Origin of the sequence: Bradyrhizobium sp. 930_D9_N1_4 (genome assembly GCF_052076015.1) — a bacterium.
Taxonomy (GTDB): domain Bacteria; phylum Pseudomonadota; class Alphaproteobacteria; order Rhizobiales; family Xanthobacteraceae; genus Bradyrhizobium.
The window spans coordinates 1,987,624-2,010,393 of the sequence record NZ_CP197236.1 but is presented as its reverse complement, the minus strand read 5'-3'; the positions used below and the strand labels follow the sequence as shown (position 1 = coordinate 2,010,393).

Annotated in this window: 20 protein-coding genes, 1 tRNA gene and 2 pseudogenes; 15 read left to right on the top strand and 8 right to left on the bottom strand. The window is 57.1% G+C overall.

Annotated elements, in window-relative coordinates; genetic code table 11:
- Positions 1-303: 303 nt before the first annotated feature.
- From AB7532_RS09390 to AB7532_RS09360, 7 genes are all read left to right on the top strand, one after another.
- Positions 304-1,779 carry an NAD(P)/FAD-dependent oxidoreductase gene (locus AB7532_RS09390; protein ID WP_441234517.1) on the top strand — a complete coding sequence of 492 codons (1,476 nt, stop codon included), beginning with the start codon at positions 304-306 and terminating at the stop codon, positions 1,777-1,779.
- 14 nt (positions 1,780-1,793) lie between these two features.
- On the top strand, positions 1,794-3,950 hold the full coding sequence (locus tag AB7532_RS09385; RefSeq protein WP_441234516.1) for a HemK family protein methyltransferase: 2,157 nt from the start codon (positions 1,794-1,796) through the stop codon (positions 3,948-3,950).
- A gap of 36 nt (positions 3,951-3,986) precedes the next feature.
- Positions 3,987-5,333, top strand: coding sequence for a phenylacetate--CoA ligase family protein (locus tag AB7532_RS09380; RefSeq protein ID WP_441234515.1), 1,347 nt, complete (start codon positions 3,987-3,989; stop codon positions 5,331-5,333).
- A gap of 3 nt (positions 5,334-5,336) precedes the next feature.
- Positions 5,337-5,639, top strand: a complete 303-nt coding sequence (locus tag AB7532_RS09375; protein ID WP_441234514.1) for a chorismate mutase — start codon at positions 5,337-5,339, stop codon at positions 5,637-5,639.
- A gap of 46 nt (positions 5,640-5,685) precedes the next feature.
- A complete protein-coding gene (gene pabB, locus AB7532_RS09370; RefSeq protein ID WP_441234513.1) occupies positions 5,686-7,773 on the top strand; it encodes an aminodeoxychorismate synthase component I in 2,088 nt (695 codons plus the stop codon).
- Positions 7,770-8,696, top strand: a complete 927-nt coding sequence (locus AB7532_RS09365) for a prephenate dehydrogenase/arogenate dehydrogenase family protein (protein ID WP_441234512.1) — start codon at positions 7,770-7,772, stop codon at positions 8,694-8,696. Before pabB ends, AB7532_RS09365 begins: the two co-directional genes overlap by 4 nt.
- Positions 8,697-8,774: 78 nt before the next feature.
- Entirely contained in the window at positions 8,775-10,022 is a 1,248-nt protein-coding gene (locus AB7532_RS09360) for a cytochrome P450 (RefSeq protein ID WP_441234511.1), read from the top strand.
- Between the two features lie 322 nt (positions 10,023-10,344).
- Here the strand turns inward: AB7532_RS09360 and AB7532_RS09355 are convergent.
- Together AB7532_RS09355 and AB7532_RS09350 are read right to left on the bottom strand one after the other, a co-directional pair.
- Positions 10,345-10,419: transfer RNA gene (locus AB7532_RS09355), tRNA-Gln, on the bottom strand.
- 208 nt (positions 10,420-10,627) lie between these two features.
- Positions 10,628-11,536, bottom strand: a pseudogene (locus AB7532_RS09350) (tyrosine-type recombinase/integrase); the annotation flags it as partial.
- On the opposite strand from AB7532_RS09350, the gene AB7532_RS09345 reads away from it, so the two are divergent.
- A complete protein-coding gene (locus AB7532_RS09345; protein WP_441234510.1) occupies positions 11,477-12,358 on the top strand; it encodes a hypothetical protein in 882 nt (293 codons plus the stop codon). The pseudogene AB7532_RS09350 and the gene AB7532_RS09345 overlap by 60 nt on opposite strands.
- On the opposite strand, the gene AB7532_RS09340 is transcribed toward AB7532_RS09345, so the two are convergent.
- From AB7532_RS09340 to AB7532_RS09330, 3 genes are all read right to left on the bottom strand, one after another.
- Positions 12,327-13,757, bottom strand: coding sequence for a relaxase/mobilization nuclease domain-containing protein (locus tag AB7532_RS09340; protein ID WP_441234509.1), 1,431 nt, complete (start codon positions 13,755-13,757; stop codon positions 12,327-12,329). The genes AB7532_RS09345 and AB7532_RS09340 overlap by 32 nt on opposite strands.
- On the bottom strand, positions 13,754-14,095 hold the full coding sequence (locus AB7532_RS09335) for a plasmid mobilization protein (RefSeq protein WP_441234508.1): 342 nt from the start codon (positions 14,093-14,095) through the stop codon (positions 13,754-13,756). The genes AB7532_RS09340 and AB7532_RS09335 overlap by 4 nt, the downstream gene beginning before the upstream one ends.
- A gap of 218 nt (positions 14,096-14,313) precedes the next feature.
- Positions 14,314-14,679, bottom strand: a complete 366-nt coding sequence (locus tag AB7532_RS09330; protein ID WP_441234507.1) for a hypothetical protein — start codon at positions 14,677-14,679, stop codon at positions 14,314-14,316.
- A gap of 299 nt (positions 14,680-14,978) precedes the next feature.
- Here AB7532_RS09330 and AB7532_RS09325 point away from each other — a divergent pair, with 299 nt between their 5' ends.
- The 3 genes and pseudogenes from AB7532_RS09325 (at position 14,979) to AB7532_RS09315 (ending at position 17,410) form a co-directional block, all read left to right on the top strand.
- A complete protein-coding gene (locus tag AB7532_RS09325; RefSeq protein ID WP_441234506.1) occupies positions 14,979-16,529 on the top strand; it encodes a type IV secretory system conjugative DNA transfer family protein in 1,551 nt (516 codons plus the stop codon).
- Between the two features lie 68 nt (positions 16,530-16,597).
- Positions 16,598-16,666: pseudogene (locus tag AB7532_RS09320) on the top strand (SEC-C metal-binding domain-containing protein); the annotation flags it as partial.
- Between the two features lie 18 nt (positions 16,667-16,684).
- Positions 16,685-17,410 (top strand): hypothetical protein, encoded by a 726-nt coding sequence (locus tag AB7532_RS09315; RefSeq protein ID WP_441239424.1) that lies wholly within the window; start codon positions 16,685-16,687, stop codon positions 17,408-17,410.
- Here the strand turns inward: AB7532_RS09315 and AB7532_RS09310 are convergent.
- Entirely contained in the window at positions 17,405-18,037 is a 633-nt protein-coding gene (locus AB7532_RS09310; RefSeq protein ID WP_441234505.1) for a hypothetical protein, read from the bottom strand. The genes AB7532_RS09315 and AB7532_RS09310 overlap by 6 nt on opposite strands.
- Before the next feature lie 384 nt (positions 18,038-18,421).
- Here AB7532_RS09310 and AB7532_RS09305 point away from each other — a divergent pair, with 384 nt between their 5' ends.
- Positions 18,422-18,766: a hypothetical protein gene (locus AB7532_RS09305; protein WP_441234504.1), complete on the top strand. Its 345-nt coding sequence runs from the start codon at positions 18,422-18,424 to the stop codon at positions 18,764-18,766.
- A 44-nt stretch (positions 18,767-18,810) separates the two neighbouring features.
- On the opposite strand, the gene AB7532_RS09300 is transcribed toward AB7532_RS09305, so the two are convergent.
- Entirely contained in the window at positions 18,811-19,179 is a 369-nt protein-coding gene (locus tag AB7532_RS09300) for a DUF2958 domain-containing protein (protein ID WP_441234503.1), read from the bottom strand.
- The gene (locus AB7532_RS09295; protein WP_441234502.1) at positions 19,176-19,391 is read right to left on the bottom strand and encodes a hypothetical protein; all 216 of its coding nucleotides are present in this window, start codon (positions 19,389-19,391) and stop codon (positions 19,176-19,178) included. Before AB7532_RS09295 ends, AB7532_RS09300 begins: the two co-directional genes overlap by 4 nt.
- Positions 19,392-19,906: 515 nt before the next feature.
- On the opposite strand from AB7532_RS09295, the gene AB7532_RS09290 reads away from it, so the two are divergent.
- From AB7532_RS09290 to AB7532_RS09280, 3 genes are read left to right on the top strand one after another with little or no spacing between them, the layout of a single operon-like run.
- Positions 19,907-21,001, top strand: coding sequence for a hypothetical protein (locus AB7532_RS09290; RefSeq protein WP_441234501.1), 1,095 nt, complete (start codon positions 19,907-19,909; stop codon positions 20,999-21,001).
- A complete protein-coding gene (locus AB7532_RS09285) occupies positions 21,001-21,888 on the top strand; it encodes an antitoxin (RefSeq protein WP_441234500.1) in 888 nt (295 codons plus the stop codon). The genes AB7532_RS09290 and AB7532_RS09285 overlap by 1 nt, the downstream gene beginning before the upstream one ends.
- Positions 21,889-21,903: 15 nt before the next feature.
- Positions 21,904-22,758 (top strand): hypothetical protein, encoded by an 855-nt coding sequence (locus AB7532_RS09280; protein ID WP_441234499.1) that lies wholly within the window; start codon positions 21,904-21,906, stop codon positions 22,756-22,758.
- Positions 22,759-22,770: the final 12 nt, after the last annotated feature.

Genomic DNA, 22,770 nt, shown 5'->3' with positions numbered 1-22,770 from the left:
GTGCATCTTCAGGGTGTATTTCACTCCAAACCATCAGAGCACAACAACTGATTGTCTTTTCTCAAACCATAATCACGATCAAAGATGCGGGTCAATCTCCGGCATATTTTGATTGCGAAAATCTTTTTACACGTCCTTAGGTCGCACTACCTTGACACACGTTGTAATTGATCTTTGAATAGCGACGTCTTCAAGGCCGACGCCGACGACCAGCTGCAACGCCTTTGCTCACCAACGAAGAACGGTGTGATGAAGTTTGAACGTTGAGAAATGCAACACGGTGCAAAGGACTGAAGTAGCAACATGACCACATCAAAGACTGAAGCAAATGGCGCCAACAGGATCAAAGGCGTCGATGTTGCGATTGTCGGAAATGGGGCTTTGGGACTGGCCCTGGGAGTTGAACTGGTCAAGCGCAACTGCCGCGTTGCAGTGATCGGCCCTTCCTCGAAGCAATGGGGCGCATCACCCGCCGCGGGCGCGATGAACGGTTGCTTTGGCGAGGTGACTCGCGAGCTTCTTTCCAGCCGCTTTGGGCGAATGAAGCTTCAAATGGACGTTGATGCGACCGCTCTCTGGGACGATTGGATCGCCTCGCTCGCAGAGATGACCGGGACGAAAGCGTCGAGTGCGCGCTCCAAATCCGGGACGACAGTCATTCTCAATACGGTTGGAACATCAGCGGTGGATTCCGCGAACTTCAGCGCAATGCAGTCTGCCCTGGATGAATATCAATCCCCCTATGAGCTTCTCGACGAATCCGAGATCGATTGGCTGACGCCGCAGGATGGAGCCCGGGCGCTCAAGGCGCTCCACATCGCCGGCGAACACTCGGTGAATGCGGCTGTTTACCTGCCTATGATCGAACGGGCATTTGTCTCGGCAGGCGGCTTGCTCCTCAACGGGAACGCATCAGACATTCCCTCCAAAAGCGGAAGTGTCGAAGGTGTGACCCTTGACGACGGAACCTGGATACCTGCCAAGCAGGTCGTCCTGGCAGCCGGGGTCAAGTCGTTGGATCTTCTGAACAAGGCTTTGCCAGACGTTGCGCGGTACGTTCCCCCCATGGTCAGCGGATACGGCATATCGGCCGTGCTCAAGGTCGACGACGCCGGCTGTCCATCGACAGTGACCCGCACGCCAAATCGCGCATTCGCATGCGGCCTCCATGCCGTGCCGAGGGAGCCCGGAGTCCTGTATGTCGGCGCCACCAACATCATATCCGACGAGCCCCAAACCCACGCCGCTATCGGCGATCTTCACTTCCTGCTCGGCTGTGCCTTGAAGCAGTTGCACACGGATCTGGTCTCAGCGCGCGTCATCGCTCTGCAAGTTGGAAATCGACCCGTTCCCGTCGATGGCTTTCCATTGATAGGCGAGATCGGATCCACCGGCATTTGGATGCTGACCGGTACATATCGGGATGGCCTGCACCAATCGCCACTACTGGCGACCAAGCTTGCAAATCGGATGCTCTCCCCGGACAGCCTGCCGTTTGTGCCGGACTTCTCGCCGGTACGGCGACCGCTCTGCATGGGCAGCCGTCAGGATATTGTCCAACAGGCCGTGACCCACATGCTTGCAACGGGGTACGAGGCCGATTGGAACGTCCCGGTCGATTGGCCACCGCGTATCGCGAAGCATCTCGAGCGACGATATGTGGAGATTTCAGCGGAGCTTCACGACACCTTCACGCCCCCAGCCGAAATATTGGTCTGCGCAATGATGCACGAGGGAATACGATCGAAACTCGATGGCTACTACAAGCAGTACAACTAGCGTGCGCGCAAGCCATGAACAACATATCCGTTGCACCACCTCACGACGAACTTCTTGGATCGCTTTTCGAGCGCGCCGTTCAGACGCTCGAAGGCACTGGTGTCCGCGATCCTCAAGGAGACGTTCTAGCTCTCATAGCTGTCGCGGCCGCGGAAGCGGGTGGGCTGAGCAAGGCCGCATTCGCCGACATCCTTGACACCCTCGTCGAGCAACGCGCTCATCGCGTCCCGCTTGAATATTTGACGAAGACCGCCAGCCTGGGAGGGTTGGAATTCTGGGTAGGCCCGGGCGCTTTCATTCCCCGGCGGCAGTCGGAGACATATCTCCAGGCAGCGCTGGACTTTCTTGGGGGTAAAACAGATCCGCTTGTGCTCGATCTGTGCACTGGGGTTGGCGCACTCGCGCTTGCCGTTGCCCATCATCGACCAGATGCAGGCGTTTTCGGAATCGAGCTGAGCAACGATGCACTCGTCTACGCGCACCACAACAGAAGGCAACGACTCAGCGCCGGTGACAAACCCATTCAGCTGATACAAGGAGACGTCAACGACCCGGGATTGCTATCGGACATGGACGCCCGGTTCGATCTTGTCTTGGCAAATCCGCCCTATGTACCTCCCGAAAAGACGATTCCGCCCGAATGGGCCCAGTATCAGCCCAGCATGGCCCTTTACAGTGATGAGAACGGATTAGCGGTTCTCAAGAGCACAGCCTTGATGGCGGCCAGGCTCCTGAAACCTGGCGGAGCGTATATCGTCGAGCACGGAGACGAGCAGGGTCAAGCCATTCACGGCATTCTCAAGTCGCTCGGTGCTTTCGTTGGAATGGAGACCCAAAGCGATCAGGAGAATAGACCGCGTTGGACGAAGGCAATCCGTCTCGACACGACGCGCTCGGCGAGCAATGGGCCGCGTCGTCCGCAGAGTCATCTCGAGAGCGGGAAACATTCAGGAGACTCCTGGTTTCGACAACGCTTGAACCGAACGTCCAGCATGATCGACCGGTGCTTCGAGGAAGGGGTAACGGGCCACGTCTTCGAGCGGCGGGACGGCAAATCCGTGCAATTGCGGAATGGAGATTGGGCGACGGAGTTCATTTCCTGCTCGTACCTGGGTCTGGAATCCCATCCCATGCTGACAGAAGCGGCCCGGGCAGCGATCGACGAATTTGGCGTTCATTTCTCCTCGTCAAGAAACCGGATGATGCCGCCGTTCTTGCCGTTGCTGGATGAAGGGCTTGGGCAAATTCATGGCGGTCTGCATTGCTTGAGCTTTAGTTCCGTCAGCAACGTGCACATCGGTATCCTCCCGTTGCTGGGCGCCGGCGGGCTAGCGAGTTTTCCGATTGCAAAAGCCGGCCCACTTTTCCTGATCGAGCGGACCGCGCACGCTTCCATGCAAATTCTAAGGGGCGTTCTCGAACAGATCGGGCCTGTTCGGCGCTTTGACCTCGCAGCACCTGACAGTCTTGAAGAGGGACTGAAAGCAGGGGCAGTTGCCGGTCGAACGCCGGTGATATTGACCGACGGCGTCGGCTCAATGGGCGGTTTGATCGACGTCGTGCATTTGCAGAGGGTTGCAGCCGAATTCGGTGGGTACCTTTACGTCGACGATGCGCACGGCACGTCCATCGCCGGAGATTTTGGACAAGGTTATGCCGCTTCTGCATTTGGGCGGGCCATCCCCCGGAACGTAATCGTGGTCGGCTCGCTATCGAAGGCATTCGGCGGAGCTGGAGGCTATGTTGCTCTCCCCGAACAGAGCGACGTGGCAAGCGCTCGCAAGAGTGCAAATCCTCTTGTCTTCGGACATTCGATCATGCTGCCGATGCTCGCGGCGAATGTCGCAAGCATCCGACTGCATCTCGATGGCACGGTACTCGCGCTTCAAAAGATCTTGCGAAAGAACCTGCAGCAGTTTGATCGCGAGACACAGTCTCACCTCGAAAATGCTGGTTTGCCGACCCCGATCCGCGGTCTGCGGATCCCAAATGAGAAGCTGGCATTTGCCGCAGCAAAGAAGCTCCGGCAAGAAGGGATATTGCTGCTGCCTGCGTTCTATCCAACCGTGGCGCAAGGTACCGGCCTGCTGCGCTTTGCAGTGAGTGCCTCGCACTCACCCGATCAGCTGTCGCACGCTGCGGACGTCATCCGCCAAGTCTCGGCAATGTGAGCTTCACCGAACACCAGGCAGACCCAGGATATGCAGATGACAAGAGCCATGATCGCTCCGCGGACGAGAAGCAAAATGGTCCTTGCGGAGAACCTTGACGCTTTGTCAGTGGACGAAATCGACAACCTGGCAAACCGCAACTTCAAGAACCTGATCGCTTCAATCCGTTGCGTTGATCGCCTGATGGAGACGTATCCCGCGCTGCGCGACGTCGACACGGTTGAAGGCCTGCGACATCTGACGCCATTCTCTTCCGCAAACCTCAGTCGGGCACCGGCTTCCGATTCCTATCTCTTCAATCCTGACGATCCCGGCATCGCGCTAGGCTCGAGCGGCACGTCAGGTGCCGAGAAATTCATGTATCATTCATGGGACTACAACGACCAGGTCAAGTTCATTGGTGCGCGAGGACTCAAGGCAGCTCTGGCCAACTCTTTGCCAAAGAAGCTGGCGAACTGCGCCAGCTTCGGAGACCTTCTGGGCTCCGGAATGTTCGTCCACGATTTGGGGCAATTTATTCCGGTACTGACGTTTCCCATAGGAATCAGAGCCCCCATCGAGCGCGTGCTGGAGCTGATCCGGCGCCACCAGATTGACACCGTTGTTTCGACCCCAAAAGTCTTGACAGCAATCGTGGCGCAAGCTCCCGCCGACACGTCCTGCTTCCTCCGAAACGCCCTCTACCACAGCGGCGGCATTCAGGAGCTGGACGCGGATTTTCTCGAAGAGAGAGGATTGTTCGTGCGGGCCACCTCGTACACCGCGACCGAGACGGGCCCCATCGGATACCAGTGTGCATCCTGCGATCACTCGACTTATCACATCAATCAAGATGCATATCATGTCGAAATTGTCTCACCGCCAACTTGGGATGCAGTCGCAGCTGGTCAATCCGGCGAACTATTGATCACTCCATTTTCCGATACGGGCATGGCCGTACTGCGATGCAGAATTGGTGATCGGGCCACAGCGCTGACAGAGCCATGCGCGTGCGGGAGTCATACCCAGCGAATTCGCCTCGAAGGTCGGACTGCATGGTCGATCCTGATCGACAGCTTCAATATGTCAGAAGAGATTCTACTTGATGTATTGCGGCCCGCAGGGATCTCGTCGCCGGCGCAGTTTCAGTTGTCGATTACCTGGACCGGCTTGCAGTTCACGGCTCTTCTCAAAGTCGATCAGCAGCACGTTATCGGCCACTCGGATTCCGACCTGAGGTCGCTGATACTTGCCAGACACCATCTTCGCAACGTCTTTGCATCAGCCCGATGCGAGACCTTCGACGTCAGGGCCTGTGCGGTCGAACAATTCTTCACCACGCGGAGCGGGAAGACACCCTCGTTACACCAAACGCACCCGAAACGTCACCCAACTGAGGATTGATCCTTGACAGCTCGTGACCCGCTTCCCGACGCGCTGCTCCAACCGTACCGCGCGGCGCTCAATGAATGCGATGACCGCCTTCTTGCCTGCCTGCGCGATCGGTTCGAAATAATTCGCCGCGTCGGTACGGTGAAGCGCGACAACGCGATACCGATCATGCAATCCAGGCGTGTTGCGGAGATAGGATCAAAGGTCGCGAAATTCGCCGATGAGCAGGATTTATCGGAGCAATTCATGAGGTCTCTCTACGACCTGATCATTGCAGAGGCTTGCCGCATCGAGGAGGCGATTGTCAAAGGCGAGTGACGGCTCGGCCTTGACCGGTGTGCTTGCCTGAAATGTGGAGACCGCGATGCGTACGTTGCTGATTGACAACTATGACTCGTTTACCTGGAACTTGTTTGACCTGATCGGGCGCGCAACCGGATGCGAGCCGGAGGTGATCAGGAACGACATGACTGGCAAGATCAATCTGGACCAGTTCGACAACATCGTGATCTCTCCAGGGCCCGGTCACCCTGCGAATGCACGCGACTTTGGCGTGTGCGCCGCAGTTCTGAAGAGCTCGTCCCTTCCTGTTCTTGGCGTCTGTCTCGGGCACCAGGGATTGTGCCACGTCCGCGGCGGAATCGTGACCCATGCGCCGCGCCCCTGTCACGGCGAGGTGCACGAGATCTTTCACAACGAAGCCGGACTATTCGACGGGATCCCATCTCCATTCAGTGCAGTCCGATATCATTCCCTGATCGTGTCGGAGGTCCCTGACGACCTGGAAGTCATTGCCAGGACGGCCGACGGCCTTGTCATGGCCGTTCGATCACGCAATCGACCGCACTGGGGTGTGCAATTTCATCCTGAGTCGATATGCAGCGAGTTCGGGCTCCAGCTCATTCAGAATTTCGTGGCAGGCTCGACATCGAGCGCGCCTGGCCGTTCGGCTGTGACGCTCCGACAAGAGCGATATCAGATTCATACCAGACATTTCATCTCGCGTGCTGAGCCGCTGAGGGTCTTTGAATGCCTTTACGGGTCAAGCTCTTCAGCAATTTGGCTCGATACCAGCCGCCCCTCAAAAGACCACCGCTTTTCGTTCCTTGCGGATGCTTCCGGTCCATTGTCCGAGCAGCTTTCGTATTCAATGCCGAACAAACGTCTGACCATTCGATCCAAGGCAGGCACGTCTACTCTGGAGGACGTCGATTTTTTTGATTACTTGAACTCGGTTCTTAGGGATCGTCGAGCGGCGTCCCCGCCTGACCTGCCATTCGAATTCAATCTGGGATACGCCGGGTATATCGGATACGAGATGAAGGCAGCTGCCGGGGGTACGCTTGCTCACGAGTCTCCGTTCCCGGATGCTCAGCTCATATTTGTGGACCGCCTGATCGCCTACGATCACGAGCGCTCGGAATACTGGCTGCTTTGCCTTACGGAAGACAACGATGCCCACGCCGCATCCGAATGGATGGCAAGAACCGAGGGCGCGATCCAGGCTATTTCAACCACTCCCCCGACCTTACCCGTCCGAGAGTCGCCGAACGCTCGATCAGCTCGCAATCGTATTGCCATGAGACACTCCCGGGAGAGTTATCTCCGGAAGATCAGGGCGTGTCTCGACAAGATTCGTGACGGTGAGTCGTATGAAATATGCTTGACCAACATGCTTCGTGCTGACTGCACCGAAGATCCTCTGGCAGTGTATGCCAACCTGCGCTCCACCAGCCCCGCGCCATATGGATCATTTCTGACTTTTGGAGAAATGGCTGTGCTCTGTTCCTCGCCGGAGCGCTTCCTTTCTGTATCCGCCAGTGGAACTGCGGAATCCAAGCCGATCAAGGGTACAAGGCCCGTTCACTCTGACCCCGCAACAAATGCGCAGGCGATAGACGATCTCCGGTCGTCCAAGAAGGACCGCGCCGAAAACCTCATGATCGTTGATCTCGTCCGAAATGATCTGAGCCGTGTATGCGGCGTCGGCACGGTGCACGTACCAAAGCTGTTTGACGTCGAGTCCTTCTCCCACGTCCACCAGCTTGTATCGACCATTCGCGGGCAACTTGACGATAAAAAGACTGCTGTTGACTGCATCTTGGCCTCGTTCCCAGGAGGCTCCATGACTGGCGCACCAAAAGTGCGAACGATGGAGATCATTGACGAGTTGGAGGAAGGGCCGAGAGGTGTTTACTCCGGCGCGATTGGCTTCCTCGCGCTCAATGGCGCGGCTGATCTGAACATCGTGATACGCACGATAGTCATCCAGGACGGTATTGCGACATTCGGCGTTGGCGGCGCCATCATAACCATGTCCGATGAGGACGACGAGTTTGAGGAGACGCTGGTTAAGGCACGCTCTTCGCTGGCGGGCCTGGGCATTTCCACCGACGTCCTGGAAGTCCTTCGAAGGGAGGTGCCTCTGGCGACCGTTGGAGAGCCAACATGAAGCGAGCTCTAGTGGTTGGAGGGGCTGGCGCCGTTGGAAGCTGGATGGCGAACGTACTTCAGACTGCGGGGAGCCAAGTCTCACTCTTAGATCGGATTTCGTGTTCGCCGCAGCTCGATGCCGAGTTCATGACCGGCGACGTCACGGCGCCGGATTTGCGTATGCGACGCCTATTCGCGGAAATTGATATCCTCGTGCTCGCCATTCCAGCAGAGGTCGCATTGGCTGCTTTGGATGTCTTGCCGGGCATCCTCAGAGCCGATTGTTTGTTGGTCGACACCCTGTCGACCAAAGCAGGATTTTGCGAAGCACTCCAAAAAAGCTTGCCGGCGTCTCCTGCGGTAGGAATCAATCCATTGTTCCGGCCGAGCGCAAGCAAGGTGCACGGCGGCGTTGCCTGGGTGCCTTACAACGAAGGCAGCCATTTGGCTGAATTGGAGGCGCGCCTGGCAAAGCAGGGGCTTCAGTTCGTTCAGATGTCGCCGTTGGAGCACGACGAGACAATGGCAGCGGTGCAAACGCTTGTTCATACACTGGTCCTGGCTTTTGGTGCCACGCTGCTCCGTAGCAACGTCAAATTAGCCGCTCTGACCGAGATACTCCCTCCTCCATTCCGATGCATGTCGGCTCTCCTGGGAAGGGTCGTGAGCGGTGAGCCGCACGTGTACTGGGAGATTCAGAGGGATAATCCTTTCTCGAAGGCTGCTCGATCGGGGCTATCGGATGCACTTTCAGAATTGGACCGGTTGATCGACGCTGACAATTTTGATGGCTACAAGCGATTGTTCGATCAGTTGCTCTCCTCTGGCACGATCGATGCTGCTGCCTCAGAACGCATGGGGCGAGAGCTGTTCAGGGCATTGGATCGGGTTGCCGCTGAATCGCGCGATGCATCTCCTGCCGCTTTGCGCGGCAGCTCCTAACCTGGTCGGATTGAAGCTTCACATCAGCAGGAACGGGCACGGATGACCCCCGAACTCTGAGTCGCAATGGAGTTGACCTTGGCGATTGAATTCGACCCTCGCGATCCCTCGACCATCGCTGACCCATTTCCTATCCTCGAACATCTTCGATCCGAGGATCCCGTTCATTGGTGCAGTGGCTGGCAGGGTTGGCTCGTTACACGCTACGCTGATGTCAAAGCGGGATTGCGCGATACGCGCTTGTCAGCCAACCGAGCACGCCCGACCCAGGAAGCTCTTGAGGATTCGCCTTTGTACTACAAATTTCAGGATCTGTGGTTCATCTTCAACGATCCGCCAGAGCATACTCGCAGACGAGCGCTCGTCAGCAAGGCCTTTACTTCGCGCGTCCTGGAAGGTTTCACACCTGCGGTCGCGAGCATTGTCGATGAACTGGTTGACCGCGTAATAGAAGCTGGGCAGATGGATCTTCTGGCTGACTTCGCCGAACCGCTACCGAGACTTGTTGTAGCAGAACAACTCGGCCTTCCGCGCAGCGACATTCCACGGCTGAAAGAATGGACTGACCATATAAATGGTTTCGTCCTGAGCAACCGCCGTACCTCCGATAAGCGAAAGATCGCGACGGCAGCGATCGAAGAAGCGGACCGATACTTTCGACGGCAACTTTCACTTCGGCGGCACCATCCCCGGCATGATCTGTTGACAGCTCTGGTCGCGGCCGAAGACCGGGGGAGCGTCCTTAGCGAGGATGAATTGGTCGCTACGAGTATCCTCATACTGGTCGCAGGCAACGAGACGGTGACGCATTTCTTTGGAAATGGGATGCTGGCCCTCCTGAGCAACGAACAGGAGTTCAATCGACTACGAGGCAACCCTGGGAGCATTGACCAAGCCGTCGAAGAGCTGCTTCGCTATGACCCGCCTCAGCCGATCGACAGCAGAATCGCAACTGAGGAGATTGTGCTGCACGGTCGGACAATTCACGCCGGCGATCGAGTTACCTTCTCACTGAGCTCCGCAAACCGCGATGCTGAGCAGTTCTCCAAACCAAACGAGTTGGACCTTGGAAGGCAAGACAACCCACATCTTGCATTTGGCTACGGCGCACATTTCTGTCTGGCAGCTCCAATGGCCAGGCTGCAAGCGAGGATAGGGTTATCGACCCTGGTTCGTCGCCTCGCGGGCGTCGAACTTCGAGGCGATCCGATCGCGTGGAAGGACGATTCATTTGGAGTGCGGGGAGTCCGTGAGCTGGGCCTGAACTTCCAACCGAGTCGTTCTCAAACGCTCGACGATAAGAGTGCGTGCAGTCAGCTTCGATAGCTGACGTCGTATCATAAGCGGCCTGAACCGGCAGCCGTCGCGGTGATCTGCTTTGAATGGCTGAAGCTTCCGATCTCAAGGAGAGACTTCGTGTTTCGTTGAGCGCTGCAAATGGTAGCGGGCTCTGTAACTGTGGGTCCCGCAAGCGAGATCAACGTCATGATTTGAGCGGCGTTCTTCGCGCGACGGCTTTCATTTGCTTTCGATCAAAAACGAAACCAGCACAGATTTTCCAGAATATGAGGCAAACGGAATTTCCAAATGCGCCGAAAATTCCGTCTTCAGCAATGCTGTTTTCATAACAAAATCAGCGCATTGGGCCTGGCTGGGGCGGGAGGGATCGAACCTCCGAATGGCGGAATCAAAATCCACTGCCTTACCGCTTGGCTACGCCCCAGTGCTTCACGAACATTCGGAAAACTACTGTTATATCCAGCACTTACCTGTATAGCCGGTGACGGCCGGACTTGCAAATGTGCCGCGATCGGGCTCCATGTTGCGTTTATGTTGCGTCCAGGACTCCGGGAGGGTGGATCGCCAAGCAACGCGCGTTCGGCGAGAGCCAATTCTTCGCCGTCGTCGGTGCGTGGGAACAGATGTCCATAAATGTCCAGCGTCATAGCGATCGTGGAGTGACCAAGACGCTCCTGCACGAGCTTTGGCGGCAGTTCTAAGCCACCATCGACCTTGCGATTGATGCACCAACTCGCGAAGAAATGCCGGAGAGCGTGAATGCCGGGATACTTGGCACGCTTTACCGGATGTCCACGCGCTCCAGATATCTCGCCCGTCACGCCAGCAGCAATTTGCGCCGGGACAAAGCAGCTTCGCACGAGGTACTGAAGCCCGGCAATGCCCGCGCCGCGCGGGCTCGGAAAGACAAGATCGAGCTTGCTCGCGGGACACTGACGTTTCCATTCCCGCAATTCGCTGACGACAATCGGCGGCAGCGGAATGGTGCGTTCGCCGGAGGCTGATTTCGGCCGGCCGAGCTGCTTGTATTCATCGGCGCGTTCCCTGACGTGCAGTTCACCCTTGTCCAGATCAAGGTTGGGCCAGCGCAGCCCGCGCAATTCCGAAGCACGGAGGCCGGTGAAGATATCCGTGATCAAAATGGGGCGGGCCCGGCCTTCCAAGACGCGGATGATCGACCTGATCTCTTGCGGTGTCGGAATATCGACGCCGACACGCAGTTTGGGCTTGGCCCGCTTCTCCGCCTGGCGTTCCTTTCCACGCCGGCGGCCCGCGCGTATTTCTCTGACCACGTTGCGGGCCACAAGCCCCTGTTCCTGGGCATTAGCCAATATAGAGCCAAGGTCAGCGCGGACGCGCTTGACCATTGCTGACGATCGCGGCGGCTCTTTTTCGTTACCTTCCTGCATGGTCTGCTCAAATTCACTGACCATGGGGACGGTGAGCTGCGAGAGCTTTCTTGAGCCGAGCAAGGGTTTGATGTGCAGATCAAGATGAGACCGATAGGCATCGATCGTCGTCCTCTCAAGTCCGAGGCTGATGCACTTGGCAATCCACCGTTCGCCAGCCTCGCCAACCGTGATGCTCGTGCTGTCGGGGGTGTGAATGCCGGCCCTTATCTCGTTCTTGACGCTGGTATCGAAACTATCGGCGCTCTTCTTGCGGGCAAAAGTCTTGAGGCGGCGCTTCCCGCTTTGATCGACGTAGTCAACCGCCCAGGCTTCCTTTTCATGGCCTTGAGCGTTCTTCCATTTGCGCTTGCGGATCGACATGAGACACACCTCTTATCGAGGCTAACATTCGATTACGCAGAAGAGAATCCTGAAAAGAAGCCACTACAAAACATTTCCATGGGTGACAGTGACTCTTCAGGCAGACTCTTCTTGAAGATTTTCCGCTACCCTCGCCCTGTCGTGTTTCTGTTGGATGCGATTCAGCAAATAGCCGCCGCGTGGCCGTCGTACAGGGCTATGATGGCCTTCAGGCTTGAACCTTCTCTCCACCTACCGGCTGGCTCGTGGATGAGGCAGCCCCTGCCGGCGCAGGGCAGCCCGCGCGCGCCTCCCGGCGCGCTCCATGCGTCGCCGATCTTTCAGGGCCGCAAGTGCCGACAGATACCATTCACGCGCGGCCTTGCGTGCGGCGGCGCGACTGCGACCGCGATACTGCCGGGCGCCGGCCACGCGCCGCAGATATTCGCTATGAAGTTCGAACGCGGCCGCTGCCGTCTCGTCCTGCTCCTCTTCGCTTTGTGGGCTGGAAAAGGGTTCCTGTCGGTCGTTCGATGCCGAGTGAGCTGGGGACGCGGGCGTGGCTGGCCCGGCCCCATGGTCATTCTCCGTAGATGGTGCGAGACCTCTTGATGGTCTGCGTCTCCTCCTGCGCGCGCTCCTCCTGAACACGCTTGGTGGCTTCCTCGGCGGCGATTTCAAGCGCGTCTCGAATATTCCGCGGCGCTCCACGAGTTTCATTTGCGGCGCTGAACGTTACGACTTCAAACAATGCATCAAAAAACGAGCCGGCAACGTTTGCAAGCTGCCGCCTAGCGCCATCGCCAAGATCCCGCTGGCGCGCGTTGACCTCGCGCGGTTCTCGCTCCTGGCGCATGTCGTCGGCTGCCGGTCCCCGCGCCACACCAGGGCGCGCCTCATGATGCGCGGTCGTTTGCAAAGCAGCGTCGCGGAATTGCTTGACGATCGGTTTCGGTGTGATGGCATCGCGGTTGACAAGCCTTGCGAAAAAGTCGGAATTATCAATGCCGGCCGCAAGGCGCGTCCTAAATTCCGCACGATCAACCCCTTGCTGTATCTTCAATGCATCGCGCTCGACCTGTCGGCTTTGCTTAAGCTCGGCAAACAATTTATCGCCGCGATCTTTCAGGCGTTTCGCCTGGTCGGCTAGAAGCTGATCTTTAACTGGCTTCAACAGCCGCCGGTCGTCACCGACAGTTTTCTTGTCCGCTTTATAATAGTCCGCCCAGCGCTCGCGAAATTCATGCCGAATTTCACGATAAATATTCGAGCGCAATTCCTTGAATTGCTTTTTCCCGTCGGCATAGAATTGCTGACGCTGATCCTTCTGAATTTGCTTGAATATTTCCCATTCGTCGGAAATGCGAATTTCGGGGCGATATTCGGGAATTTTATCTTTCTCGCGCAATTGCTCTTCGGACTTGAGAAAGTCCGCTTCATTTTGCTTGAAAGCCATCCACATATTGCGGGGCATATTCTGCTCGCGCAGTGCTGGGTCGAGCTGGCGCTGCGTGCAGTGGATTTGGCCTTGCGCGACTTCGTAAGCTCCGGCCCATTTCTGCGCGCGCCGCTGGTCGAAGCCGTGATTGAGGTGTCGGCCGGTTTCGGGGTGCGTCTGATTGATAATCAGGTGTACGTGCTTGTACTGCTTGTCGTTGTGAGCCACCATAATCACTTGGTGCTCATCCCACCCCATCCATTGCAAGAAGTGCTCGGCCGTCGCAATCATGTGCTGCTGCGAAGGATTGTCGGATTCTGCCCAATTGAGGCTCACATGCTTGACCGAATATTCCGATGCACGGCCACCTCCCCGAACGCCGGCCTCCTGTTTTAGAAGCTCGGCGTTCCGGCTAGTCCAGATCATCTCGTCGACCGCCGACGGCACAAAGTCGTTCGCCAGATTGCGGGTGTGCGTCCAGGCAACGCGCTCGCTTGTCTGCGCCTCTTTGTCATGCATCAGATATTTCGAGATGCCGACAAACGATGTGCCTTCGCCGATATTCACAATCATTCCGCTACTCGCGATATGAGGTTGCGAATATCGTGTAACAGCGGTTCAAGATCAGGCGGCATGGGATCGCCCGTTTGATGCAGATGCCGCACCAACTGGTTCAGGTTGTTGCCGAGACGCGAAAGCTGGTGATGTATCAATCGTGCAGTAGGATCCGGAACATGAGCATGCGAGGGCGTATCGGCAAGGCCAAGCTTCTCAAGCAGGGCATTGCGGCCGAAATGGACGGGCCGCAGACCAAGCGCGTGAGCTCGCCGTTTAATCTCGGTCAATTCGCGCAACGTCAAACTCAGATTAAACTGCTGATTTCGCGGCTCTTTCGATTTCGGCTTTCCCATTTCGTAATCTCGTTCTTAGGCAGAGCGCATGCGTCCTGGGGCTTGGGGACCATAAATTTTCCGGTCCCCAAAAATTCCATTGCCCTAGGCAATGGACATCTCGTTATCCTCTTCGCGCATCCTAAGCCCACCTATCTCTCGCCTCCACTGCAAGGTTTGGTATTCCCAAAGTTTACTCTCCGCCTCCTCGTTCGCGATTTACTGCTAGCCTTATTTCGTCATCCAATCCGCCTCAATAGGAATGCTTTGCAACTACCAAACACTGATGTTCTCTTCGGCTTCGTTCTGCTGAGCCAAAAATCATGACATGGGACGCCGTACAAATCCTCGAGCCGATAGATGATCTCACCGATCTTGTCGTTCGCGAGGAAAATTTCGTCCAGCGCAATCCCACGTTCCTCGGAAATGATTTCAGGCAAACCATCTTCTTCAAGGTCATCAATTCTCTCATATGCGATCGCCCGCAAGCATGTTGCGGCGATTTGTCCGGTCAGCAGAAGCAATTTTGATGGATGCTCCGGCAGATCGTGCGTGAGCACAGTCCACGGATTTTCGAGAAGGATTTCTATGGTGAGTATCGGCATGGTTTCCCCTTGACGCAGTGGTTGATCGTAGGGGCTTTGGGCGGACGTGAACGGCCGGCGTCAAAGGCCGCTTCGCAAGGATCCGAAACGCGGGAAAATTGACGCGCAGCGGAAATTTTCTTGCGTTTTGGATGGAAGCGCGCCTTGACGCCACAAAGGCCGTGAACGGCCGTACAATGCCCCTACGAAGTACCTGATCAGTGCAAGCGGACTTCGATGCAGCCTCTGCCAAACCTTACAAGTGCCTAGGCGATACAAACGCGCGACAATCCCCGTGATCGAACATCATGGAGATATCGATGAAGCGAATTTTGAGGCCGTTCGGCAGCGAGTTCAGCCGATGGGGTAAACCGGTCGAGCGCGCGGAGTTGCTCGACTATTATGGCCTTCCCCAAATGGACGAAGGAAGCCGCGCGCTCTTCGAGACATTGCTGCCGCGCGGAGTAACCTCCGCCCGGCTGGAACGCGATCGCGAGCGCGTCAACTATTTCATGTCGCCTGGACAGTTGCTGACGCATCGCTATCGGCCAGGCCAACTGATGATCGGGAAGCTCGGGAGCAGCTTTCTGGGACATCTTGATGATCGCCCGTTGATCATGCTGGCGGGCACGCGCGCGGGCAAGACATCCACGATCCTGATGCCGAACCTCTATCTCTATTCGGGATCGATGTTGGTTTTGGACCCGAAGGGCGAGCTTGCGGCCGCGGCCGCCTTCCGGCGCCGTATGGGTCACAATGTCTATGTGCTAGATCCGTTTGGTCAGACCCAAGAGAAGTCTGCCTGTTTCAATCCGCTAGCCGAACTCGACCCAGAGTCGCCGGCGATCATCGATGACGTGATGGCGGTGGCCAACGCATTGGTGCCCGACGGCGACGAGGGCAACAGCAAGCACTTTAACAATGGCGCCAGAGCTATCCTTCGTGGCCTTATCTTGCTTGTGCTGACATTGCCCCCGTCGGAACGCCATCTCGTGACGGTGCGAGAGTTGCTTTGCCTGACCTACAAACCACTAGTGGACGCTTGCCGCCGCGCCGCCGCCAAGGCCATGGCTGCTGCGACAGAAGGCGAGAAGCAAGACCAGTTCGATCGTAGCTCGGTAGCTGTGCGGACACTGTTTGCCTGGATGGTCGGGTTAGGCAACCGATATGGCGGAGTTGCAGCAGCCATCGGAGAGCGATTTCTCCAGATGTCTATGACGGAGCGCAGCTCTCACCTGAGCACCGCCGCTGTGCACACAGACTTTCTGGACAGTCTTCTGTTGCGACGGACGCTTCGACACTCCGACTTTCGCCTGGCCGACCTTCGCGGCGACCGGCCGACGACGATCTTCATGTGTCTGCCAGTAGGACGTATGGAGCAGCATTTTCGCTGGATGAGGCTCGTCGTGCAATTGGCATGCTCGAAGCTTGAAGCCATGGGTACCTATCCGCGGGAGCGCCCGCCGATCCTTTTCATGCTCGAAGAGTTCGCGGCGCTCGGCCATATGGATTTCATGGAGCGTGCGTCGGCATATTTTCCAGGGTTTGGCATAAAGCCCTGGTTCATTCTTCAGGACATCACGCAATTGCGCCGCAACTACAAATCCTGGGAGTCGTTCCTCGGCAACAGCGGGATGGTGCAGATGTTCGCCAATGGCGACGGCGAGACGGTGGATTGGGCCTCGCGCCGCCTCGGCAAACTCATCATGTCGTTCGAGGCTGAGATGGCGTTCGCACGCGAGCATAGGGGGCAACTTCTGTTGATGAAGGGGTTGCCGCCAGCACCCGCCATGCGTCTCTCCCATGATGATGTGGCGGGTATTCGTGGCCGAGACGTCGCACCGGCGCTTCTCAAGCCGACCTTGCACTAAACTCCGATATGCCGGCTCATCGAACGAGAAGGATGGGGCTTTCTTTGTGAATTTGGTAGCATTGCGGAATGGCACTGCGACGCAATGAGCCCTGTCCGTGCGGCAGCGGGAAACGATTCAAACACTGCCACGGGCGGGAATTCGGACCCCCGCCCGTGCCGCGGGAGATCGCAGATTCGGTGCGGTTTGTCTGTTTTGAAACGGGTCTCGAAGACTTCCGATATGCCACAAACGGAGGAACCGCCTTCATTGTACGGCGAAAAGGGACACCATTTGGCCTCACCTGCCGGCATGTCCTGCGTGGATTCAGCATCGACGATCTTGTGATAACCGATGCTCCGATGGGTCAGAAAGCGGCCGGCATTCGGGGGATGTACCACCCAACGAATCTTCGCGGTGAGGGCGAGGGATCGGACCTTGACGACATTTGCGTCATCGCGTTCAACGATTTCGAGGGTGAGTTTTTTGATGGGGCTTACGACCTCGATCGCCAACCATCCGCATCGAGTGAGCCGGCCAATCAACTCATGGCCACAGGATACTTGAAGCAAAAGAGCAGCATTAATCCGCCGAACATTTTTGCGGGACTGGGTTTTCTTGAATTTCGCGACGCCGGGGTAGCGCCGTTCGATCCTGCCCTGCGCCGGGGATTGGCAAGCTACGCAAGCCCTGATTTCGACAGCATCGCGGGCATGAGTGGATCGCCGGTCTATAACTTTGACAGCGGAGCGCTGTGCGGGATGATGGTGCGCGGCGGGCTTGGAGCCGATGGCGGATTGACGATCTACTTCATCGACATCTTCGACATAATGCAGTTTCTTGATGCTGTCGCGACGGGATCGAGCAACGTCAGTTATTCTAAGGATCGGTCGCGGTTATGACGCCGCAAAGATCGCTTCGCGGCGCCCCCACAATTGCTCCATCGCCAGGTCGAGATCTTGAGCCAAGAGCTCCGGCGTTCGGTCCAGCCTGTCGACGCGATTGCATGTGGCATACTCGATAAGGCGCGTACCATAGATGCCTGTCAGGACGTACCGGCTTTGATCGCCGTTGGCCACGAACTGCAAGGTTGGCCAGTTTTCACCAATGAGATCGACGCTAAAGTACCGTCCATCGACAATGATGCCGTCGGGATGGATTTCGATCTTATGGAACTGAAATATCTCCCGGAAGACAAAAGCGCCGACCAGGCCGCCCGCGAAACCTGAGCCGAGCAACCACGGCACGACACCAACACCTGCCTTCCAGAGAAGAAACGATGCCGCTGCAATTGCGGAGCACCACGTCGCAAAGCGCAGCGTTGTGACACACCAATGGCGCAGCAGATCGCGGTAGATGATCCTGACGCCTCCGTTGGGAGTGAGCGAGCGCGCGTAATAATTGAAGGCATCGGGCGATCGGCGCGCCTTAGCTTCAATAGGACGAGCAGCAGCTTCGATACGCTCCAGCTCGTCGGCCAGACGCGGGTCGAATCTTGCGAGAAGGCGGGACGGCGCAATCTGGTTCATCAAGCCTTCCTCTTACTTGACTGCTTAGCGTGACCTTTCGCGCTCCGCGTCTTCGCGGGCTTCGTGCTGGCGCTCGCGTCCCTTTTTCCAAGCCGGATTGTCGAAATATTCCGGACTTCCGACGCCGGCAGCCAGATAGGCTTGCCAATCGGCTGCTCGTTCAAGCTCGAGCCGTTGCTTTGGCGCCGTCTCATTCGCCGATGCAAAGGGGTCCCACGGCTCCCATTGATTTTCTTCGGACATGCTCGTCTCCCGATGAAGCTACGATCCGATAGTAAGGTGCTGGGACGTTCGGCTCCAGTGGCAGAACGGCGCGTTCCTAAAGATTCCCATGTTCACGCGAAGCTACTTGCTTAGTGTACATGCAAGAACAGGGAGCAGGTGATGAGCGAGGAAATGCGTCAACATGCCGAGCGCGTCGTGCGGTTTGTCCGTTTGGCAAACGTCGGCGTTGTCGTTTTCCTTGCCGGCTTCTGGACGGTGTTTGCCATTTGGCTGATGTGCTGGGGCAATTGGACCATCTCCATCTGCGGCGTCACCTCGATAGTGTTTGCGGTTGGTTATGCTTTTGAGGCGTGCCAAGCCTACCTTGCAGCAACACCCGAACGGCGACCGGATGAAGTCATGCGTGATTTCGAGCGCCAGTTGATGCATCACCCGCGCAATCCGGTCGATCCACGCAAGCGCCGACGGCAGCGCGAGCGTGAGCGCGAATATGGCCAGCAATGAGCTGATTAATGGAAGGAGGCGCTCGCAGAGCGCCTCCTTCTTGTTCAAGTCGAGATGTCCTCGACGATGCGGCCTTCCCGGTTCGCCGCCTCAATGTAGGCCGAGATTGGACCGCGTGCTGAGAAATGCAGATCACGCTCGATCCCGAGGCCAAACCGTCCACGGAATCCGGCGAGTTCATCAAGACTCACCGTCCCAAATTCCGGGCAGCCCATTCCAAGATCGCAAAGAGCCCAAGCAACGGAAGGCTCTTCAGGTTCGAGCTCGGTCAGGAGCCACGTAGCGGCCCCGCTGGGATTGAACAGCTTGACGACGGGCCAGAAGTCGAGTTCGGCGGGCGTTCCCTTAACGGCCGCCTGACGGCGGCCGTTGTCGAGAAGTTGCGTGCATTGCGCTTGCGTGAGAAGCTTCATTGGGCAGCTCCTTGCAGGTCCTGATCGGCTTCGACTTCGCGGACGACAATGTCGGCATCGCCGATCGGGATCAGGTTGAGCTTGAGGCTGAAGCCTTTGCCATCACGGTTGGCCCATGCTGCGCCGATCTCTGTCCAGAAGCTTTTGTCTGGTCCGGTCTTGCGGACGGCATAGACGCGGTGGGTGGGGCGTTTGTTTTCGGTGACGTTCATATTCGGTCCTTTCGGCATTGAGATCGCCGGGATGGCCATCTCGTTGCCGGTCGCGACCGCGGTGGATCGAGCGAGAGGTCAAAAGCGCGCAGCGCCTGGCCGTAATGGGGGGCAGCCCGTAGGGGGGAAGCCGTTCGGTTTTGACGGCTCGCGCCACCGCGGTAGAACGGCGATAACGAGTGGCTGTCCGGAGATTGCCTTCGTTCCGAAAGGACATCGTCACGACGATCGCGCACCCCCACGCGGTAGCCGACGCCGGGCAAAAGAGATGCCCTGGCGATCGGCTTGGTCGGTCTGATGAAGGCGGGCTCGGCACTGGCTTTGAACTGGGCGCCGGAGGAGGCTCAGCTCGGAATCGCGAGCTTGTGACAGGCGCAGCTCAAAACGGTGGTAAGCCATTGAACTGGATCGGAAATATGACACATTCCAATATTCGGCTGCCAGCAAATATTGCCAAATTAGCAAATATTCAAGGAATGTGCTATATTTACTGAGCAGCGAATAAGGGAGGAAAAGTGGACGACGGTCGATCAACATCGGAGGCACTTGTCATTTCGAAGCTCCTTGAGACCTTGCAGCAACTGCCAGGTGCTCAAGCATCGCTTCGTCATGCCGATCATGCGCAGAGCGCGCGCGCCAGGATTGATGCGACGATCGACCTCAAATTATCGGGTCGTCCCGTCCTTCTTGTGGTCGAGGCCAAACGATCGGTATTCCCACGCGACACGCGCGAAACTCTTTGGCAACTGCGGGAGTATGCGCGCGGGCTGAATAGCAGGGATCTGCTTATCCCCGTTCTGGCGGCGGAGTCGATTTCCCCCGGATCGAAAGAGCTCCTGAAAGAGGAGAATGTGGGCTATTTCGACATGGGCGGAAGCCTCTTCCTCCCAGCCGACGGAGCCTATGTCTATATTGATAAGCCGGCGCCCAAGAACTTCGCGCGGTCCGTTACCGGAGTATTCAAGGGCAAACGTTCGCAGGTGGTTTTCGTTCTTCTGCATCACAACATGCAATGGTTTGGCGTCAATGACCTAGCCAAGGCCGCCCGCGCTTCGTCGGCAACGGTCTCGGAGACACTTACCGTTCTCGACCGTTTCGAGTGGGTTGAGACACGCGGCCAGGGTCCCTCCAAGGAGCGACGCCTAACGGCGCCACGACCGCTTCTGGACGAATGGAAGAAGCAGATTTTGGCTGGCCCAAAGCCGAAGACACATCGCTACTACGTACCGAACGCGACCAACAGCGAGGCTTTTGAGAGGCGATTGGACGCGGCATTCCATAAGGCTGGCGTCTCATATGTGCAGACCGGAGAAGCCGCTGCTCAACATTATGCGCCCTTCCTTACTTCCGTATCCCGCGTCGCATGCCGGGCTCCAATGGGGGGTAGCATAGACGTGGCTCTGTCCGAGCTTGGAGCGCAGGAAGTCACGGAGGGCGTAAACTTCACGATCATCGACACCCCCGAGGACGCCGGTCCCTTCCTTTTCAAGGAACGTCGGGGTTCAACATGGCTCGCGAGCCCAATTCAGGTGTACCTTGATTTGCTGATTGTAGGCGGACGGGCGTCAGAAGCCGCCGATCATCTGCGTAGAGAAAGGATAGGTTTTTGATGGCCAAGCCAGAAACCGCCGCCGGTTACGAGAAGAAGGTCACGGAGAACTGCGAGCGTTTGCTGGTCACGCTGATCCGCAATCTCGGGCCATGGAAGAAATCCATCTATCTCGTGGGCGGCCTCACCCCGCGCTACCTCGTGACCAACCCGCCCGAGGGCAAGCCGCATGCGGGCACCGGTGACGTGGATGTCGTCGTCGAGCAGCAGGTGCTGGCTGACACGGACGCCTATCGCACCCTCGAAGATAATCTGAAGAAGATGGGCTTCACGCGCGCCACGAACGACAAGGGTCAGCCGCAGTCATGGCGCTGGCAAGCCAAGACCGATTCCGGCGGCTCCATCGTTCTTGAGTTTCTGGCCGATGATCCGAAACGCGGCGGCGGCAAGGTCGCGCCATTGCCGACGGAGGGCAATATCTCGGCGCTCAATATCCCGCATGCGTCGCTGGTCTTCGATCATTTCGAGGTCAAGGAGATTGCCGCCGACCTGCTGGGCGACAAAGGCGTCGCGACCGAAGAAGTTCGGCATGCCGATATCGTTAGTTTCACCTGCCTCAAAGCCTACGCCTTGACCGATCGGCACGAGGGCAAGGATGCCCATGACATCCTGTATTGCCTCGAACATGCGGAGGGCGGCATCGCGACTGCGGCGGAGAAATTCAAAAAGGCCCTCGAAGGCAAACATGCCGAGGTGGTGAAGGAAGTTCTTGCCATCCTGCGCAAGCATTTTGTGACGGATGACAAGACGGAAGGCTATCGCAAGGACGGCTCGGTTGCGGTCGCTCAATTCGAGATCGAAGACGGCGAGCCGAACGCCCGCGAGCGACGCTCTCTACGAGCGCGCGAGGCAAGTGAACTAGTGACGAACTTTATCGACACTGTGTAATTGAGAAATCGCAAGATGGATGATGAACCACAGTTTCCCCAGCGGTGGCGGCTCAGACCATCAGAGCCCGGCTTTGAGGAAGCAGCGCTTAGGCAGTTGTCAGACTACGTTTTCCATTTGCTGACACCGGACGACTTGCTGAGGGACCTGAGAGACAGCGTCATACTCTCAAAAGGCGACGAAAAGCTGCGTCTTTGGCAGATGGAGCTACGCATTTTCGCCCGCGTTTACGCAGACGTGGTCAAGTTTCCAAGGTGGTACTCAAGGCTCATCTCGAGACTTTTGGAGGTGATGCCGCCGTCTTATGCTTTCAAGGACTTCAAAGCCTTGAAGGACCACGAAAAAGAGTTCTTGACCCTAGAGTGGGCAACAGAGGTAGTATCTGAATATATTAGATCGCAACCATTTCGTTTAAGAGCCGGCGGCGAAACGCAAGAAACACCGCCAAGTAAGCCTTTGCGTAACAGCATCGACGCCGTATCGACCGACATCATTATCACTGAACTACAAGTACGTGGTGTCTCTGCAGAGACCACGGAGCGCATTCGGGAAGAAATCAGTGACAAGGGGCGTCCTCGTTGGAACGACGACGATCTGCCGAAGGAATTTCGCGGTATCTCGGCCCCAGCATTCTTAAAGCTGGCGTGGAGAGACATTCTCGGCAGGAAGATGACCATCAGCAAACAGCGCATCCGTCGCTATGACGAACCGCTTTTAAAACGTGTCGAGTCCTATATCTCCAAGCGCGTTGGTCGTGATGCTGATCTAGGAGACGCTAGCGGAATAACATTTGTCCTCGAAGAGAACCGAGGCCATACGGCGTCCCCACGATTCAGAAAAGCAAGACAACGGGATCTAAAACCCGCTTGACGTCCTATTTAG